Here is a 16550-nt window from a genome sequence, read left to right on the forward strand (position 1 = left end):
CTAAAGTCCGTTTTTTACGATTTTATTTTAGTACGAAACATTTCAGTCCACAAGATAAAATCTGAGTACATATACAAATAGGTTGATGGAAGTATTTGAGATATGATATTTTAATTTATAAGTGTAATAATCGATTTATAATAATATAAATAAGAATCGGGAAAGAGAAATACAGATGCAGCGCAAAAAAACATTGTATGATTTTTTATATACCAGCCTGAAGGAACAGATACTGACAGGGTGCTATCAATATGGCAGCCCGCTGCCCTCCGCCAGCCGGCTTTGTGAAATTTACCATGTGGGCATCCGCACGGTAAAGGATGTCCTGGCGGCGCTCAGGGAAGAGGGGCTGATACGTACCGAGGAACGAAAAACGGCTGTTGTCCTTTACCGTCCCCGCAGAACTTCCGATGAAAATTCCATCCTGAGCTATGTGCTGGAACGCAAGACCTCACTTGCGGAAACCTTTCAGACAATCGCCCTTCTGATGCCTCCCCTGTTTTCCTTTGCCGCAGTCAGCTGCACCCCGGAGCAGCTGGAACATTACGAACCTTTCCGGAAGTATATCCAAAAAGGAAGCGGCGATAAAACCCGGCGTATTCCTTCCAACCTGTTTCATGATTTGCTGCGTGAAACGGGGAGTCTTCTGCTGAACGACCTTTATGCCAGCCTGGAGGTGTACGCCCAGGTTCCCCTTGTGTTAATGTGTGAGGAAGATCCCTCCTATGTCATTCCCGAAGAAGAAAAACGGCGGCTTGCCGCTGTGGCAGAGCTTCTTCCGGGAAAACAGCAGGAGGAAATCCGGAAGGCCTTTTTTGACCTCTATGCACCGGTATCGGAGAATATCCGGGACTGTCTGCAGCAAATGTCAGTCCGTTTTCCGAATATCCGGGAGCTTCCGGACGCCGCTTTCTCCTGGACGCCCGAGCGGGGACGTGATCATTACTATACCCAGATCTCCCGGGACCTGATTGACAAAATCGGCACCGGTGTTTATGAAACCGGTACCTTTCTCCCCTCCGAAGCGAATCTTTGCCGGCAGTACCATGTTTCTGCCGCCACTGTCAGGAAAGCTCTTTCCACCCTCAATGTACTCGGATTCGCCGTAACCCAGAACGGCAGAGGGACCATAGCCATACTTCCTGACGACCAAACCACCTTCCGCTGTATGAAGGACGAAACCTATAAAAGAGATACGCTCCTCTATTTAAGCGCCCTCCAGCTTATGGCTATAGCCATCCGCCCCGCCGTACAGCTGGTTTTCCCCCTGATGGATGCCTCTGTTCAGGAACGGCTGCAGAATGAATTTTCCAGGCCCGATAATATCCCGCTCGCCTCTATTTTTGACTGCATCTCAGAGCTGCTGCCCCTGCAGCCTTTAAGGGCCATATTGGATGGGTGCAACAAGCTTCTGCTATGGGGGTACTATTTTGCCTTCTACAGCCATGGTATCAGAAGCCACACACAGCTGAAGGAATTAAGCCTGCATGCCTTCCGCTGTATGCAAAAAGGGGACAGTGCCGGTTTTTCCGACTGCCTGTCCCAGTGTTACTGCCATATTCTTTCTATCGTCCGCAGCTATATGATCCGGGGCGGACTGAATGAAGCGAAAAAGATAATCATTCCGTACGATACGGAAGAATCGGTATAGATTTTGCACGGGTGCCGTATTTCTACTTATTCTCCCGGATAACACGGCAGGGGGATCCGCAGGCAACCGAATCGGAGGGGATATCCCGTGTTACCACGCTGCCGGCGCCTATAACCACATTATCTCCGATGGTTATGCCCGGCATCAGGATCGCCCCTCCGCCAATCCACACATTATCACCGATGGTTACCGGCGCTGTCTGGGTTCTGCAAAAGGCAAAGGAACCGTCTTTTCCGGGATTTCCGAAGCGATCCTCTGCATTTGCCGGATGGAATGCCGTATAAATCTGTACATTAGGCGCAATCAGTGCATTATCTCCGATACGGATGATATTATCATCCAGGAAGGTACAGTTCATATTTACTTCGCAGTTATTCCCGAAAAAAATATGATGCCCGTAGTCAACATAAAAGGGCGCCGTAATCCACAGATTCTTTCCCCTCCCGCCAAGAAGCTCTTCCAGAATTCGGTTCTTCCTTTCCATATCCTCCGAATCAGTCAGATTATAATCTCTCATTAAATTTTTGGCCTTATGCCAGCGGGCGAGCAGCTCTTCATCACCGCAGTCATACAGCAGTCCGGCAAGCATTTTTTCTCTTTCCGTCATAATGATTCTCCTTATACAGCATTTCCCGACGGAACCGCAGTTCCTTCTTTTCCATACATCCCTCTGCTTTTTATTTGGGAAAACTCCTGATATACACCAGGTTTCCGTCCGGATCATAGAAGCTCATATTCCGTGCTCCCCAGGGCCTGCTGACAGGCTTTTCGCAGATTTCCACCCCTTTTTCCAGAAGCCTTTCATATTCCTGATCCACATTTTCTGCCGTAAACGCAAGAGTTATATTGGAGCTGTGTAAGCCATGGTCTTCTCCGTCGTTATAGATAGTCAGCATGGTTTCCTGAGCCAGGATCGTCTGATGGACCTCATCGTCACTGTCATTTTCCACATGCAGCAGCCATTTATAGAACCCGGCCAGCCTCGTTACCTGATTTGTCAGCAGACATACTTCCCCTAATGTCATCCTTCTTTTCCTCCCTTTGCTGTTCACAATGATAAAAATCCTTCCGGCTGCAGCCGGCTCTTCCCCCTCCGGCACAGGCGCAGGCACAGGCACATCCCGCACAGGCGCAGGCACATCCATGGCCTCCGGTACCTCCATGGCCGTAATACCCCCGGCCTCTTCCATACAAATGCTTTCCGCGGCCCCAGGAAGCCTTATATCCGATCCAGCCCGTTAACATCAGAATAACCGCTGCCAGGGCTTCATCTACCGAATTCTCCCCTCCCGTATTGCCCGGAGCCGGAGTCCAGTCCACCAGTTGGGGATCGGTAAAGGCGGCTTCCTCATAATACAGCTTCATCCACAGCCGCTCTCCCTTTTTCAGACTGCCTTCCCAGATATAATCGTTTCCTTCTTTTCTGTCCGCATTGGTTTCCCTGATATAAGGGCTTCCTTTCCATAAGAACCGATAATGCTCCACATCGATCTGTTCAAACCATCCCGGCGCAAAATCAAAGTAAGGCAGGGAAGCATCCGCCTTATTTCTGCACAGCATCCGTCCCTGGTGAATCTTAAATGAAAATTCAGCAATCTCTCCCTTTTGATACGCCCGATCCAGATCAAAATCAATCAGCCCGTCCGCATAATAGCCTGAATGCAGGCCGGCAATTGCGCCCTTATAGCTCATCAGCCTGCAGGCCGAATTGGGAATCCCAAGGCTGACCCAGGTCAGGGGGCCTTCCCTGCTGTCATTGAGAACCTTCCACCTATAACTGTAGGTAATTTCCAGAGAGCCGTCCTCCTGGGGATACACAACGACCTCATAATCCAGAATCTTATCTAAAGGAAGAGTCCCCCAAATAATATAGGCGGTAAATATCCCGATTCCAATTACCATTATGCTGATAAAAACCAATAGGTTTTTTCTGTTTTCAGACTTTGGATCTATGATGCCCATTTTCCGCAGCCTCCTTTCCCTCTGCTGTCTTCTCCTTTCTCAAAGGACAGTACAGGGCTTCTTCTTCACTCATTTCCCGGATAGCTTTACAGGAAGGATGGTTCCATATTTTTTTCCAGCTGTCCTTCCTCATATTGCCCAGGGCCGCGCCTTCCCCCAGCCAGCTTTGACAGGGTACCACACTTCCGTCCGGTGCGACCGCCATATTAGAAAGACAGGCGCCGCACATGGGAACGGCAATTCCCAGCTCCTCCAGCACCTTTTTGTCCGCCCGGCCGGGTGACGTAAAGCTCAGTTCCATTCCGTGCTGTGAACAAAAGGCAATCGCCTCCCGCAGAAGGCTGTTCATTTCCTCCACGGTAAGCTGGGAGTCCCCTGACTCCGCTTTGCCTGTCTCGATCAGGCCGGAGCATGTGACATAACGGACGCCCGCCCTGTTTAAAAAGGCCAGAGTCCTGATATAATCCCTATTTTCACGGCAGAGCGGAGTATTTACGCTCACATTCAGCCCGGCCTTAAGCGCGTTCTCCAGGCCTGCCGCCGTTTTTTCCCAATTTCCCGTGCTTCCCGGCAGATCCGCTCCCACCATCCGGTTATGTATCCCGGCATCTCCGGAATACAGGGTGATCTGGACGCTGTCCAGGCTGGCTTCATAAAGGGCTTCACAAAGTTCCCCTGTCAGCATGGCGCCATTGGTATTCAGTCTGGTAACAAACCAGCGGGCATGCCTCACCAGCTCCGCCAAATCGCGGCGCATGGTGGGTTCACCGCCGGTAAAGGTAAGCTGGCAAATACCCGCCCTGCGGCACCTGTCGATAATCTCATACCATTCCTGGGTCGAAAGCTCTTTTCCTCCCGCCGCAGGCTGACCGGCGGCATAGCAATTCCGGCATTTCAGGCTGCAGTTCCAGTTCCCGCCTTCATCCAGCATAGAACTGATCATGAGATCCATACGGTGAGGGGCCGTCATATTACGGGCATATTCACGAAGGGAAAGGGGTTCTATGTCTCCTGAAGGCTCCTCTCCCCTGGCAACCCCATACAGCATGGTCAGAATCTCCTGCAGATCCGCCCGCAGTTCCTCTTCCTTGACATAATATACACGCCTTGTCCTGGCAACAGCCCTGTCCATGATCTGTTCCATGTGCTTTTCATCGATGGGTTCCCCTTCAAATTTATTTACCTCACCGATGAAGCTGCCCAGCAGTATGGCCCAGGAATAACCCAGGGGCAATATGTAATAACCGTTTAATATCATGACATAAGGCGCATTTGAAAAAAGCCTCCACTTGGGAGGAATCAGATGGATCCTGACTGATCCGGGGCCTTTGGGATTCAGGGTGGTATGCACCACCCCTTCTTTATATGCCCGGTACTGGGCTGCTTTATGAAGGATTCCCATTGCTGCTTTCCTTTGTCCTTCCTTATATTTTTACTCTCCCGGCAGCTATGGATACGGCTTCCGGGGCTGACCCCCGCCGTTTTAATCAGCGGCAGATATCAAAGATAAACTCGGCGCATTGATCCATGGCCTCATATGCCGTTTTAAAAGGCGACATCTGAAATACATGCCACATTCCCTTGAATACATCCAGACGGACCGGCACATTGGCTTTTATCATTTTTTTATGAAGCATGGTGGAATCGCTGAGAAGCACCTCATTGTCCCCCACCTGGATATAGGTGGACGGAAATCCTGTCAGGTCCGCAAAAAGCGGCGAAATGAGGGGATCCTCGTAATCCTGTCCCGCGGCATAATTTTCCGTCATCTGCTTCAGATATTCTTCATCCAGGACCGGATCCAACTCCGCCCTGCTTTCATGGGTTTTTCCGGAAGCCGTAAGATCCGTCCAGGGAGATAAAAGGACGATTCCCCTGGGCATAAGGCGCTCCTGCTCCTTCAGCTTCACCACCAGGGACAGAGCCATATTCCCGCCCGCAGAATCCCCCATGACGATCACATCTCTGGAACCATAGCCCAGGAGCATGAGATAATTCCAGGCCTTCATGGCATCCTCCATGGCGGCAGGATAGGGAAATTCCGGCGCCAGGCGGTAATCAAAGCAGAAAACATCCATTGATGTGGAGGCTGCCAGTTTGGTTGTCAGGGTTCTCGCATAAATACAGCTCCCTGTGGAATAACCGCCGCCGTGACAATAGAGAATCACATATTTTTTCATATGCACCCTGTTGGTCCGCACCCATTCGCAGTGCATCCCTTCCACTTCCACAGGACAGATATCCATATCCTTGCTGCTCCCGAGCAGCGCCCCGAAATAATCCTGAGACTGCCGGTGTTTTTCTATATCCGTATTTTCCACAACGCTGTGAACCCTTTTTATCAGTTTCATCAGATTCTGGTTCTGTTCCTGCTCCTTATTTTTTTTCAGTGTATTCATTGATTTATCAAAAAGTGCCATTTTTCCTCTCATTCTCCCGGAATACGCCCATTCCCGCCGCGCTTTTTCCGGACTGTTCATTTTCCTGCCGGCAATATCGGCAGTATCTGCATAATTCTTACTTTTTCATCCTATCATAGAAAGAAAATCACGTAAAGGGGTTCAATATTTGTGATTGTCTTGCATATGTTACAGTTCACAGCCCTTTTTGCCGGGGAGGAGAGGGCCGCACCGGCAAAAAGGGCTGTGAACTGTAACTTGCATAACGGTAGGAATAATTTTATAATATCAATATCAGAGAAAGGAATAAAGCCGATGACATTTCATATGCGTACAAATAATAAAAGCAGCAAGGCGCCCGGAAATCCCCCGAAGGACTGGTACCGGCTGGATCTTTCCGCTATTGTATACCCCACACTGCAGAGACGGGACTTTTCTTCCGTTTACAGGCTTTCCGTCCTTCTGAAGGAGGACATAAAGCCTGACGTACTTCAGAAAGCGGTGGATATCGCCCTGAAGCGTTTCCCCACCTATAAGGTCTGCATCCATAAGGGGCTTTTCTGGCGTTATCTGGAGCCGAACAACCGGCCCGGCCCTTTTGTGAAGCCGGATATCCATAATCCCTGTATGCCCATGCATTTTAAATCCGGAAGCCGGTATCTGCTGCGGGTATTTTATTATGGCAGGCGCATTTCCCTGGAATGCCATCATTGCCTTGGAGACGGCTCCGGCGGCATGTGCGTGCTGCAGACAATCACCGCCGTATATCTCCGCCTTCTGGGCGCCCACATATCCAACGGCTATTTCGTGCTGAATGTGGACGAAGAACCGGATCCGGAAGAATTGGAAGACGCCTACATGCGCTATGCCAATGCCCTCGTCTGCCCTCCCCGCCCTGCGGAAAAGACTTACCGTATCCGGGGTACCAAAGAGCCGTTCCATACCTTCAATATTATAGACGGCATAATGTCCGTAAAAGAAGTTGCGGCCGTAGCCGCCAAATATAATGCGACCATTACGGAATATCTGAATTCGGTCCTTCTTTATGCCCTGCTGAACAAACAGCAGATGGATTTCCATCTGAAGCTGTATCCGGTCAGGATCGCCCTGCCGGTAAACCTGAGGCGTTTTTTCCCTTCCAAAACCCTGAGGAACTTCATTTCCATGGTTTATCCTTCCATCGATCCCAGGCTGGGGAACTATACCTTTGAAGAAATTGTTTCCCAGGTTCATAATTTCATGCGTTATTATATCAATGAAAAATTCTTAAGAGGCGATATCACTACCAATGCATCCACCACCCGGAATCCTTTTATCCGGATAGTCCCGCTGTTTCTGAAGGATATTGTGGTGAGAACCTTTTACCGCAAGGTTCAGGATAAAAATTCCACGGCAGGGCTTACAAATATGGGCGCCATGAAGGTTCCGGAGGACATGAAGCCCTATATCGACCGTTTCGATATTTATATGGGCCAGCCCTTTTCCTCTCGTACCAATTGCGCCATAATCAGCTTTGAAGATACACTGACCATAAATTTTGCCAGCTGTATCATAGAAGCGGATGTGGAACGTTATTTTTTCCGCAAGCTCGTGGAAGACGGCATTCATGTAAAAATCGAAAGCAACCGTACCTTTGATGAAGAAATATAACGCTTCCTGTTTCGTGAAAAATAAAAAAAGCTGTGAATCTCTTTCTTTCACAGCAGATTGGAGTCAATTATGTCATATTGTGTAAACTGCGGCGTAAAGCTGGATGATTCCCTGGAACGCTGCCCATTATGTAATACGCCGGTCATCAATCCCAATGAGGTATCCTGCAGCCATTCCGTCCCTCCCTTCCCCAAGGAAAACGGACAGGTGGAAACCGTAAAGAACAAAGACATGGCAATCCTTTATTCCCTGGTGCTCATCGCAACCGGCGCCTCCTGCGGCCTCTTAAACCTTCTGGCCTTCAACAGCAGCGCCTGGTCCCTGTATGTGATCGGCATCTGTATCATCCTGTGGGTGGTTGCCATCCCCGCTTTTATTTATACGAAGCTGCCCGTTTATTTTTCCCTGCTGTTTGACGGGCTTGCCATCGTCCTGTATGAATATCTGATTACCTTTAACACTCCCAGTTCCCGCTGGTTTTATGAGCTGGCGCTCCCCATTACCGGAATCGTGACCCTGCTTGCGATCATCATAGCGGCGCTGAACCGGAGAATAGCGTCATCCTTCCTCGCTACCGCCCTTTATTTATTTGCCGAGGTGGCTGTCCTCTGTGTTTCCATCGAGCTGCTTATCCGCCGTTTCTTTGCGGAGCCTTATATGCTTACCTGGTCTGCGGTAGTGCTGACTGCCTGTGCCGTTATCATTGTAGCCCTGATCACCATGCTGTCCAGAAAACGTCTGCGGGGCGCCGTAAGAAGAAGGCTGCATTTCTGACCTCCAGAAATGCAGCCCCTTTATTCCACAAAATCCACAAAAACCAGCTTGTCCTTATAAGTCCTGTTTTTCGTTTCCAGACACTCGCCGTTTATTGTCACCAGTAAATCCTGGGCATCATAGGCATCCAAAAAAGAATTGGTCAGCGCGGCCATAATCACCGCTTCGCTCCCCTCCTGCATGGTTTTCAGATAATCCCGGAACCCTGCGGAAAGATCCAGCGTGATATGCTTTCCATCCTCCGATATGCTGAAGTCATTTACCTTGGTATCCACCGACACGATATTTTTGGTGCGCAGAGCGCCTATGATGGCCTCCGGTGTTTTCCTTGGCAAATCCACCTCTTCTGTTTTCAGTTCTTTTCCTATGCTGGATCCGTAATAAATAAGAACGGTTTCCGGCTCTCCCGTCTCCGTGGCCTCAACTGTTTCCGATTCCAATGCCAGAATTGTTTCCAGACTGCCGGAAGAACCGTTGCCCGGCGTATTAAAATTCCCAGTCTCCTCCGCACTCCTTCCGCAGGCTGCCAAAATGGCCGCCAGGAAGAAAAGCCCTGCAAGGATACCTATATTCTTTTTCATACTTACTACCTCCCTGCATAATTGCATGCATAACTGCATGCATATTAGGATGAATATCCCCGTATCCTATGCCGCTGTTTTCTCCGCCTTTTTATATGAAAGGCAGAAAATATATTCCGGTAAAAACACATAATCTTGTAAAATTGTACTTGATTCCTCTCTCAGTGTCAAACAGAAATTATTACCGGATGCCGAAAACGTTTTCTGGCTTTCCGGCTGCTTCAGGCCGGAAAACCCCATATTATTCTATTATATGCATGCTTTTGGTAAATATTACCAAATATTATTAACCCGATTTATCTTTTCAGGAAACAAAAGAGCCGTTGCCGTACAGGCTATCTGCCTGCTTCTGCAACAGCTCTGCTCCCGTCAATTAATTTTCTCTGCCTTTATGTAATCAACAGTTCAATATCTGCCAGCTTCATACCGTCGTATTCTGTTTTGATTGTGAAACCATGCTTCATATAAAAATGCCTGAGCCTGTCTATATGCTCTTCATCAACTATGGATAACCACCCCACAATTTTGCAGTAATTATTTTCCGACGCATAGCTTATCAATTTTACCATCATCAATGAACCGATGCCATCATTTATTGTCTCGCATTGAATATCTACGATTTCAATTATTTTATCCTCTTCCTGGATAATACAATTGATAAAAGAATGTCCGAGGCTGATTTTACACATATAACATACATCATTATGATTTTTATATAAATGAACTGCAGCATCCTGAATTGTATCCTTTTGGGGTAAAATACTATTGACCATTTTCATATCATTCTCTCATCAATTATTATGCAGTCTCCGACTGTTATTCCATTTCATAACCGAGTGCATTTAACGTTTTACAGCCTGTGACCAGCTTTGTATCTCAACGATATTTCCTTCGCAGTCCGCTGCCTCAAGTCCTTGTTTCTCCTATACTTTCACACCGGAATACATCTTTATAAAATTTTTATCAGCTTTTTACTGTCCTCAGCAATGATATTTGTGTGTGCATATCTGAATATATAATTCTCCCGTTTAAAGTTCTCTTTGCTTTATTATACACTATCTCACACCATAAATATAGCAATGTATATTTATTTATACTGTCATACAGAAGAAACCTTCCATACAAATTTTACTCTCTGAATTTTTCGAACAAATGTCCTCGTATCCAAACACTGCTACAGCCACTCTCCGGGACAATCCATCATCCTTTGCAGCTCATCAAAAAACACCTTTAAGTGATAACCATCTGTAACCGCATGATGAACCGTAACAGACAGCGGCATATTGATCTTTCCTCCGGCGGTTTCTGCAAAGCCTCCGGCCTCAAAGCTCGGGACGTAATAATCCTTAATTCCATGATTGTGAAGAGAAAAGCTGTTAAAAGTAAACCATGGAATACAGGAAATGATATAGGTATTGGCCGGAGGCACACCCTTTGAGGAAAGGATACCATGACTCTGTCCATGCTGCTTCGTATCATTTAGATAAGCATTATAAAAATACGCAAATTTTTCATTGTATTCCGTCCACAGAAGGGATGTCGTTTTGTCATCAGCATGAAACTGCGGATAGGCCGGGGTTAGAGTATCCCAATATCCCAAAACGCCGTCTTTCACATGAATCCGCAGCTCCTGCTGGTTTGAAATGACCCTGGTTGCTAAATAAAGATAGGCCGGAAAAAACTTATATCCTCTTTTTTTCAGTTCCCTTCTAAGAATTGTCACATCCATATTTACATTGATCGTATAGCTGGTCGGTGCGATCCGGGTATAATAGTGGAATGCCTGTGCCATTGGCCATGTCTGCATATCTATTGGGTGAAACTCACTCATTTTATTCTTCCTTTCTGATAAATCTTAATCTGCTGCAATAACCAGAATCATATCCGCAGATTGAGATTTTTGCAACCGACGCTCCGTAGAGTTTAGTTTGATCCACATTCTTTTTTCCGGAATTTAGGATCCTTAAGTAAATCTTCCATCAGTTCTTTATATATATCGGGCCTGAAATCCGTGGCTCCGTTAATTAATTCATTGGGTTCAAATATTTCACGGGATGCCAGAGCCAAATCGATTACTGCAGTATACATTTTATTTTGGATTGCCCTGGGATCAGTAAAGGGATACCCGGCAAAATACTCGGCTTCCCATACGTTAGTACTTGGCCCGATTATGCTTGATCCGCCCCAGAATACATTGCAGAGGTCTTTTCCTGCAAGATTTGAGGATACAATATAAATCTGGTTAGTTATGCAGCCGGCCTCCAGAGTCGATGAACCCATGGCAATGCCATGACATTTGGCCAGTGCAGTGCAGTTAATATATAAACGGCATCCTTTTGCGGCATAGTATCTCATCAATTCCGGAAAGCTATAGGTATCATAGCAAATTCCTAATCCTATGGGGCCCCACTCCGTGTCAAAAATAAAAGGGGCTGTTCCTCTTGATGCCCAGTGCGGTTCCGGATATGGCAAGTGAATTTTATGGTAAGAGCCAACAATCCCGTCGGGGCCGCATACACAGGCGGCGTTATATATTTTGGATTCGTCATCGGGATCCCTCTCAGGCAGGCCGAACACGGCATATATACCCAGTTTTTTCGTAAGTTCCGCAATCACTTCCGATGATTTCCCGGGTACCGTTTCTGCAAGCTTATACTGCATTTTTTCCAGCTTTGGTTTATCCTCTTCATCGTCATACCCTGTCAGCCCCATTTCCGGGAATATTATAATATTGGAGCCTTCAGACGCAGCAGCCTCGATATAGCCGGTCATACGATTTAAGTTTCTTTCTTTTTCTCCCCATTTTGCATTAAAAGCGACTGTCGATACTTTAATTACATCCTTCATATTCTGCCTCCTTATGTAAATAAATTGATCGAAAAAAGCACAAGGCCTGTTTTTACACGACCTTGTGCTTATATGTGGTATTTTAGCATTTTCATTTTCAAATGCAAGCTGTCATTAAATAAATTTTATAAAATAACCTAACCTAAAGCCTTTAAATTACGTCTGTACGCAAGCATTTCTTCTTCGCTTACCGTATCCATAATATTTTGCAATTCACCAATTACCAGCTCTTTATCCCTGGGCAGATACGCTGTCATCGGATAAAAATTTGATATGCTGTCGGCAAATAAATGTACTTTTAGCCGTAGGTTCTGAATAAAAACCTGTAATTCCTCAATACGTTCCTTTTCACCGGCAGGAACGAATTCCCCACGTTCAGCCATTTCAAATAGCTCCGTATCTTCAAATAAGGTCAGCGAGTCCACAGAAATAAAACGTGGATTGACTTTACTGAAAACTTTTGCACTATTGACTGCGTTCTGATATCCATTTCCTTTTCCGGCAAGTCCCGTCATATAAACGAAATAGTATTCTATACCGGCTTCATCCAGTTTACGGCATTGGTCAATAATATCTTTTGCGGTATATCCTTTATCAGCCAGGCGAAGCGTGTAATCATCCCCCGACTCCGTGCCGATGCTAAGGCCGTTAATACCAAGGCTTCTCAACGTTCTCAGCTGCTTTACCTTTTTAGGTTTTATATCCCTGATACTTGCAAACATCGCCATAGTCTGGCATTCTTTTAAATAATCATATACAGACAAGGCTCTTGCTTTTAAGTTCTCATAGCTCATAGCAAAAGGATTCGCACCTGTCCAGAATATCCTACGGGCGTTTGGGTGGTATAAACTCAGTTCCTGCAAATCTTCTTCCCATTCACTTAACGGGGACATACGGTAGCATTCCCCTTTATAAAGACTGCAAAACCGGCATTTGTTATATGTACAGCCAGAGGCGGCCTGTATAATAAAAGAACTGGCTTCATAGGGCGGCCGCCATGTTCTTCCCGTAAAATTCATAAAATCACTTCCTTAATATAATTATAAATGCGGGAGATTTTCTCGGTAACATCTCAATTCTTCTTCCTTAACACTTTGAATAATTTTATCCAGTACGTATAAAATTTTCCCTTTATCTCGCGGAAGCGTACCTTGAATCGGTATTGCGTTTGAAGCGCCTCCCGCCGCAAACCAAACGGGAATATGCAGGTTATCCACCAGAGTTCTCAATTCTTTGTATTTCTCAATTTCTGTTTCCTCCTGCCAATTACCCTTCTGCATTTCCTGATAGAGTTCTGCATTCGGATAGATGGTAAGCATATTTGCTCCTATTATCTGAGGGTGCAGCTGATTACAGATATCAGCCGTATCCATTGCCCCCTTTTCGCCTTTTCCTTTGCCGGATATCCCGGTCAGATAAAAGAAATTGTATGCTATTCCTGCATTATCTAATCGTCTGCATTGTGCAGCAATATCTTGTGCCTCATATCCTTTATTCATAAATTTCAGCGCTTTATCATCCCCCGTCTCAATGCCAATCGTAAGACCGTCATATCCTGCTTTTCGTAATTCAAGCAGCTCTTCATCCGTTTTCCATGTAATATCAGTAACTCTTGAAAAGCATCCGATACTTTTATTGGTTGGAAAATACCGCTGAATAAGAGAAGCAATTTCCGACAGACGTGCCGCTTTCAGTACAAATGGATTGGCACCCACTAAAAAAGTCCGTGATATATGGGTATCAGTTGATAATCGGAATCGTCCTTTCGCTTCTTTTAAATCCGCCTCAATATCTTCTATCGGCGACATTCTGAACCGGAAAGGGATATCATCATATAATGTACAGAATTTGCATTTATGATGCGTACACCCTGCCGTAACCTCTAAAAGTAAGGATGATGCTTCATATGGCGGCCGCCATACTGTTCCCGTGTAGTGCATATGGTTTACTCCTTTCAAAAAGCATACACAGATTATATCATTGTACAATAATTTAGAAAGTACTGAACTTTTTTATAGTACTATACTAAAATAACGTACCTTGATTTTATTGTGTATTTTTTGTATCCTTACAGAAAAGGAGTGAAACAGTCATGAAGAAAACCGAACAAGCCATACAAAGATGTGTAACAATATCGACCGTCCAAAAAATATTAGGCGGCAAATGGAAAATAGAAATTCTTTATTATATCGGCAGACAGAACGTACATAGGTTCGGAGAACTTCGGCGTCATATCGGAGATATCACAGAGTCATCATTGACAAAACAGCTTCGGGAATTAGAAGCCGATGGCTTTATTAACCGCCATGATTTTAAGGAAGTTCCGCCCCGGGTTGAATATACACTTACCGAACTGGGCAAAAGTTTTATGTCAGTCTTAGATGTTATAAAAAATTGGGGAGATTTAAACCTGAAAAAGGATTAGTGAGGTGTGAGGTATGAAAAAACACATAATTATAGCAGGCGTGCCGCGTACCGGAAAAAGTACTGTTTCACAAATGATAGTGAAACGAATGGGCTTTCAGCATTTTAATATGGATTCCATTATTGCCGGAGGATTACATCCAGTTTATTGGAATTGAAAATCATATAACAGAGAAACTGTACTTTATGAGTTTATCTCAGATCTGGAAAGATGATATGAGGCTAAAGATATAAAAAGGTGAATTCAATACAAAAAAATAAGGAAATCCTTTAAAAAGGACTTCCCTACCATTCATCGATGCGGAAGATGGGACTTGAACCCACACGAGCGCATTGCTCACAAGATCCTTAGTCTTGCTCGTCTGCCAGTTCCGACACTTCCGCATGCCTGCACAGCTTTGTGTTCCGTGCTGCAAGAGGTATATTACCATCTGGGAACAAATAAGTCAATATACTTTTTCAGATTTTTTGATTTTTTTTGCAAGTAATTTTTTTGATTAATTTTTTTAACATTTTATATTGACATTTACCTTTAAATCATATAGAATACATTTTGTCGCGCAGGAATGGCGGAATTGGCAGACGCGCACGGTTCAGGTCCGTGTGGTAGCAATACCATGAGAGTTCAAGTCTCTTTTCCTGCACTGTACATAAGGCTTTCGGATAAGAAATATCCGAAAGCCTTATTTTTTTGTGCAGCGGAAGCTAAGTAATTAATTATACAAAAAAACACTTCAGAACAGTTATCCATTCTGAAGTGTTTTATGAAGTGCACCACCCGCACTTAAACTCGAACTTTCTATATCAGCAAAACTAATCGTTTTGCTGCCCTCTTTGTAGTTAAACATTAAAACTATCTTATCATCATAAAGATAAATCGAATTTACAAAGCTGTCAACAAGTCTTTGCCTATGGTCGGGGTCTGTGATATCTAAAGTGCGGAAACGGTGAAGCCAGAATAAAACCTGTTCTCTTGTTAAAAGCGGCTTTTGCATTTCTTCTTGTAAAATTTCGATTTCAAGTTGACTTTTGCGTTCCTCTAACTCGTCAAGCCGCTGCTTGGTGGACTGTGTGAAAATCCCCTGTTGGATAGCGTTGATTATATTTTCAATTCCTCTTGTGGTATCGGCAAGCTGCTGCTTTAACAGCGGCAAGGTGATATTCTCACGCTTTTGCAGTACCATAATACTATCGGTTATATCATTCATCAAGTTATCATCAAATAGCAGCCTTACAATATGTTCAATCACTAAATTTTCTATCCAGTCTTTTTTGACTGTTTTTTTATGGCAGGCTTTTTTATATTTGGCAGTTACACATTTATAATAATGGTGAGTTACTCCCGTATGACTTGTGCCACTCTCACCGCACATATAAGCACCGCAATTCCCGCAAAATAGCTTTGTTGTCAACAAATACATTTCTTCTTTTGCCTTTGCCCTTGCCGGGGCCTTCTTGTTTTTTTCCAACCTTTCCCCTACCCGGTCAAATAAATCCTGCGGCACAATAGCGGGCACACCGTTTGGTGTGACAATATCACGATATTTGTACTCACCGATATAGCGGCGGTTTTTCAAAAGACGTTTTACGCAATCAATTCTTAGCGGTTTTTTGCGATAGCTTTGTATCCCTTTGCTGTTGAGAAAATCCACAAGCTGCTTAATCGTTGCGCCCTTGTCATAACGTTGGAACGCTTCAACCACGATTGGAGCGGTTAAAGGGTCAATCTGTAAATATTGCTCACTGTCTACAATATAACCAATCGGCAATCCCCCTCCATTAAATTTACACTTCAAGGCGTTTTCTGTCCGTCCTCTGATTACCTTTTCCGATAGTTCGGCACTGTAAAACTCTGCATATCCCTCTAACAGACTTTCAAGCAAAATACCTGTGCTGTCCTCGGCTATGGCTTCGGTGGCTGATACCACTTTCACGCCGTTTTTCCGTAAGGTAGCTTTATAATGTGCGCTATCGTAACGGTTCCGTGCAAAGCGGTCTAATTTCCACACAAGCACTATATCAAACAATCCCTTTGCACTGTCTTTAATCATATGTTGAAATTCGGGGCGGTTGTCGGTCTTGGCAGATAACGCCCTGTCTATGTAGGTTGATAAAATTGTGATACCGTTCTTTTCAGCGTATTCCTTGCACTCCCTTAATTGTCCTTCAATACTTTCCTCCCGCTGATTATCAGAGGAATAACGGGCATAAATAACAGCTTTCATTCTCTGCACTTCCTTTCGTATTTTTATCGGTGGCTCA

17 protein-coding genes and 2 tRNA genes are annotated in these 16550 nt (G+C 45.2%); 6 read left to right on the top strand and 13 right to left on the bottom strand.

What is annotated here, in order from left to right:
- Positions 1-175: 175 nt before the first annotated feature.
- Positions 176-1651, top strand: a complete 1476-nt coding sequence (locus BLA28_RS24645; protein WP_071699584.1) for a GntR family transcriptional regulator — start codon at positions 176-178, stop codon at positions 1649-1651.
- A gap of 22 nt (positions 1652-1673) precedes the next feature.
- Here BLA28_RS24645 and BLA28_RS24650 read toward each other — a convergent pair whose 3' ends face one another.
- The 5 genes from BLA28_RS24650 to BLA28_RS24670 form a co-directional block, all read right to left on the bottom strand.
- Positions 1674-2258, bottom strand: a complete 585-nt coding sequence (locus BLA28_RS24650; protein ID WP_069154819.1) for a sugar O-acetyltransferase — start codon at positions 2256-2258, stop codon at positions 1674-1676.
- Between the two features lie 70 nt (positions 2259-2328).
- Complete coding sequence (locus BLA28_RS24655; RefSeq protein ID WP_009250208.1) at positions 2329-2676, bottom strand: VOC family protein; 348 nt, start codon at positions 2674-2676, stop codon at positions 2329-2331.
- A complete protein-coding gene (locus BLA28_RS24660) occupies positions 2615-3613 on the bottom strand; it encodes a hypothetical protein (protein ID WP_071699585.1) in 999 nt (332 codons plus the stop codon). The genes BLA28_RS24655 and BLA28_RS24660 overlap by 62 nt, the downstream gene beginning before the upstream one ends.
- Complete coding sequence (locus BLA28_RS24665; RefSeq protein ID WP_071699586.1) at positions 3588-5015, bottom strand: radical SAM/SPASM domain-containing protein; 1428 nt, start codon at positions 5013-5015, stop codon at positions 3588-3590. Before BLA28_RS24665 ends, BLA28_RS24660 begins: the two co-directional genes overlap by 26 nt.
- A gap of 85 nt (positions 5016-5100) precedes the next feature.
- A complete protein-coding gene (locus tag BLA28_RS24670) occupies positions 5101-6033 on the bottom strand; it encodes an alpha/beta hydrolase (RefSeq protein WP_069431534.1) in 933 nt (310 codons plus the stop codon).
- Between the two features lie 294 nt (positions 6034-6327).
- Here BLA28_RS24670 and BLA28_RS24675 point away from each other — a divergent pair, with 294 nt between their 5' ends.
- Together BLA28_RS24675 and BLA28_RS24680 are read left to right on the top strand one after the other, a co-directional pair.
- Positions 6328-7662 carry a hypothetical protein gene (locus BLA28_RS24675; RefSeq protein WP_009250211.1) on the top strand — a complete coding sequence of 445 codons (1335 nt, stop codon included), beginning with the start codon at positions 6328-6330 and terminating at the stop codon, positions 7660-7662.
- A gap of 69 nt (positions 7663-7731) precedes the next feature.
- A complete protein-coding gene (locus BLA28_RS24680; RefSeq protein WP_009250212.1) occupies positions 7732-8436 on the top strand; it encodes a DUF6320 domain-containing protein in 705 nt (234 codons plus the stop codon).
- Positions 8437-8456: 20 nt separating this feature from the next.
- On the opposite strand, the gene BLA28_RS24685 is transcribed toward BLA28_RS24680, so the two are convergent.
- The 6 genes from BLA28_RS24685 to BLA28_RS24710 all read right to left on the bottom strand — a co-directional run bounded on the left by BLA28_RS24685 (position 8457) and on the right by BLA28_RS24710 (position 13804).
- Complete coding sequence (locus BLA28_RS24685; protein ID WP_071699587.1) at positions 8457-9017, bottom strand: GerMN domain-containing protein; 561 nt, start codon at positions 9015-9017, stop codon at positions 8457-8459.
- A gap of 389 nt (positions 9018-9406) precedes the next feature.
- A complete protein-coding gene (locus BLA28_RS24690; RefSeq protein ID WP_071699588.1) occupies positions 9407-9796 on the bottom strand; it encodes an N-acetyltransferase in 390 nt (129 codons plus the stop codon).
- Positions 9797-10191: 395 nt separating this feature from the next.
- Positions 10192-10848: a CatA-like O-acetyltransferase gene (locus BLA28_RS24695; RefSeq protein WP_071699589.1), complete on the bottom strand. Its 657-nt coding sequence runs from the start codon at positions 10846-10848 to the stop codon at positions 10192-10194.
- A 92-nt stretch (positions 10849-10940) separates the two neighbouring features.
- The gene (locus BLA28_RS24700; protein WP_071699590.1) at positions 10941-11864 is read right to left on the bottom strand and encodes a carbon-nitrogen hydrolase family protein; all 924 of its coding nucleotides are present in this window, start codon (positions 11862-11864) and stop codon (positions 10941-10943) included.
- A gap of 137 nt (positions 11865-12001) precedes the next feature.
- Complete coding sequence (locus BLA28_RS24705) at positions 12002-12883, bottom strand: radical SAM protein (RefSeq protein ID WP_071699591.1); 882 nt, start codon at positions 12881-12883, stop codon at positions 12002-12004.
- 21 nt (positions 12884-12904) lie between these two features.
- On the bottom strand, positions 12905-13804 hold the full coding sequence (locus BLA28_RS24710; protein WP_071699592.1) for a radical SAM protein: 900 nt from the start codon (positions 13802-13804) through the stop codon (positions 12905-12907).
- 152 nt (positions 13805-13956) lie between these two features.
- Here BLA28_RS24710 and BLA28_RS24715 point away from each other — a divergent pair, with 152 nt between their 5' ends.
- Together BLA28_RS24715 and BLA28_RS33510 are read left to right on the top strand one after the other, a co-directional pair.
- Positions 13957-14289, top strand: a complete 333-nt coding sequence (locus tag BLA28_RS24715) for a winged helix-turn-helix transcriptional regulator (RefSeq protein ID WP_069430648.1) — start codon at positions 13957-13959, stop codon at positions 14287-14289.
- Positions 14290-14302: 13 nt separating this feature from the next.
- The gene (locus BLA28_RS33510) at positions 14303-14446 is read left to right on the top strand and encodes an AAA family ATPase (protein ID WP_143131523.1); all 144 of its coding nucleotides are present in this window, start codon (positions 14303-14305) and stop codon (positions 14444-14446) included.
- Between the two features lie 141 nt (positions 14447-14587).
- On the opposite strand, the gene BLA28_RS24720 is transcribed toward BLA28_RS33510, so the two are convergent.
- A tRNA-Leu gene (locus BLA28_RS24720) sits at positions 14588-14672 on the bottom strand.
- A 176-nt stretch (positions 14673-14848) separates the two neighbouring features.
- Between BLA28_RS24720 and BLA28_RS24725 the strand changes: the two genes are divergently transcribed.
- A tRNA-Leu gene (locus BLA28_RS24725) sits at positions 14849-14932 on the top strand.
- 99 nt (positions 14933-15031) lie between these two features.
- Here BLA28_RS24725 and BLA28_RS24730 read toward each other — a convergent pair.
- Positions 15032-16513 (bottom strand): recombinase family protein, encoded by a 1482-nt coding sequence (locus tag BLA28_RS24730; protein WP_071699593.1) that lies wholly within the window; start codon positions 16511-16513, stop codon positions 15032-15034.
- Positions 16514-16550 lie beyond the last annotated feature (37 nt).

The sequence above is a fragment of the Eisenbergiella tayi genome, from assembly GCF_001881565.1.
GTDB classification, from domain to species: domain Bacteria; phylum Bacillota; class Clostridia; order Lachnospirales; family Lachnospiraceae; genus Eisenbergiella; species Eisenbergiella tayi.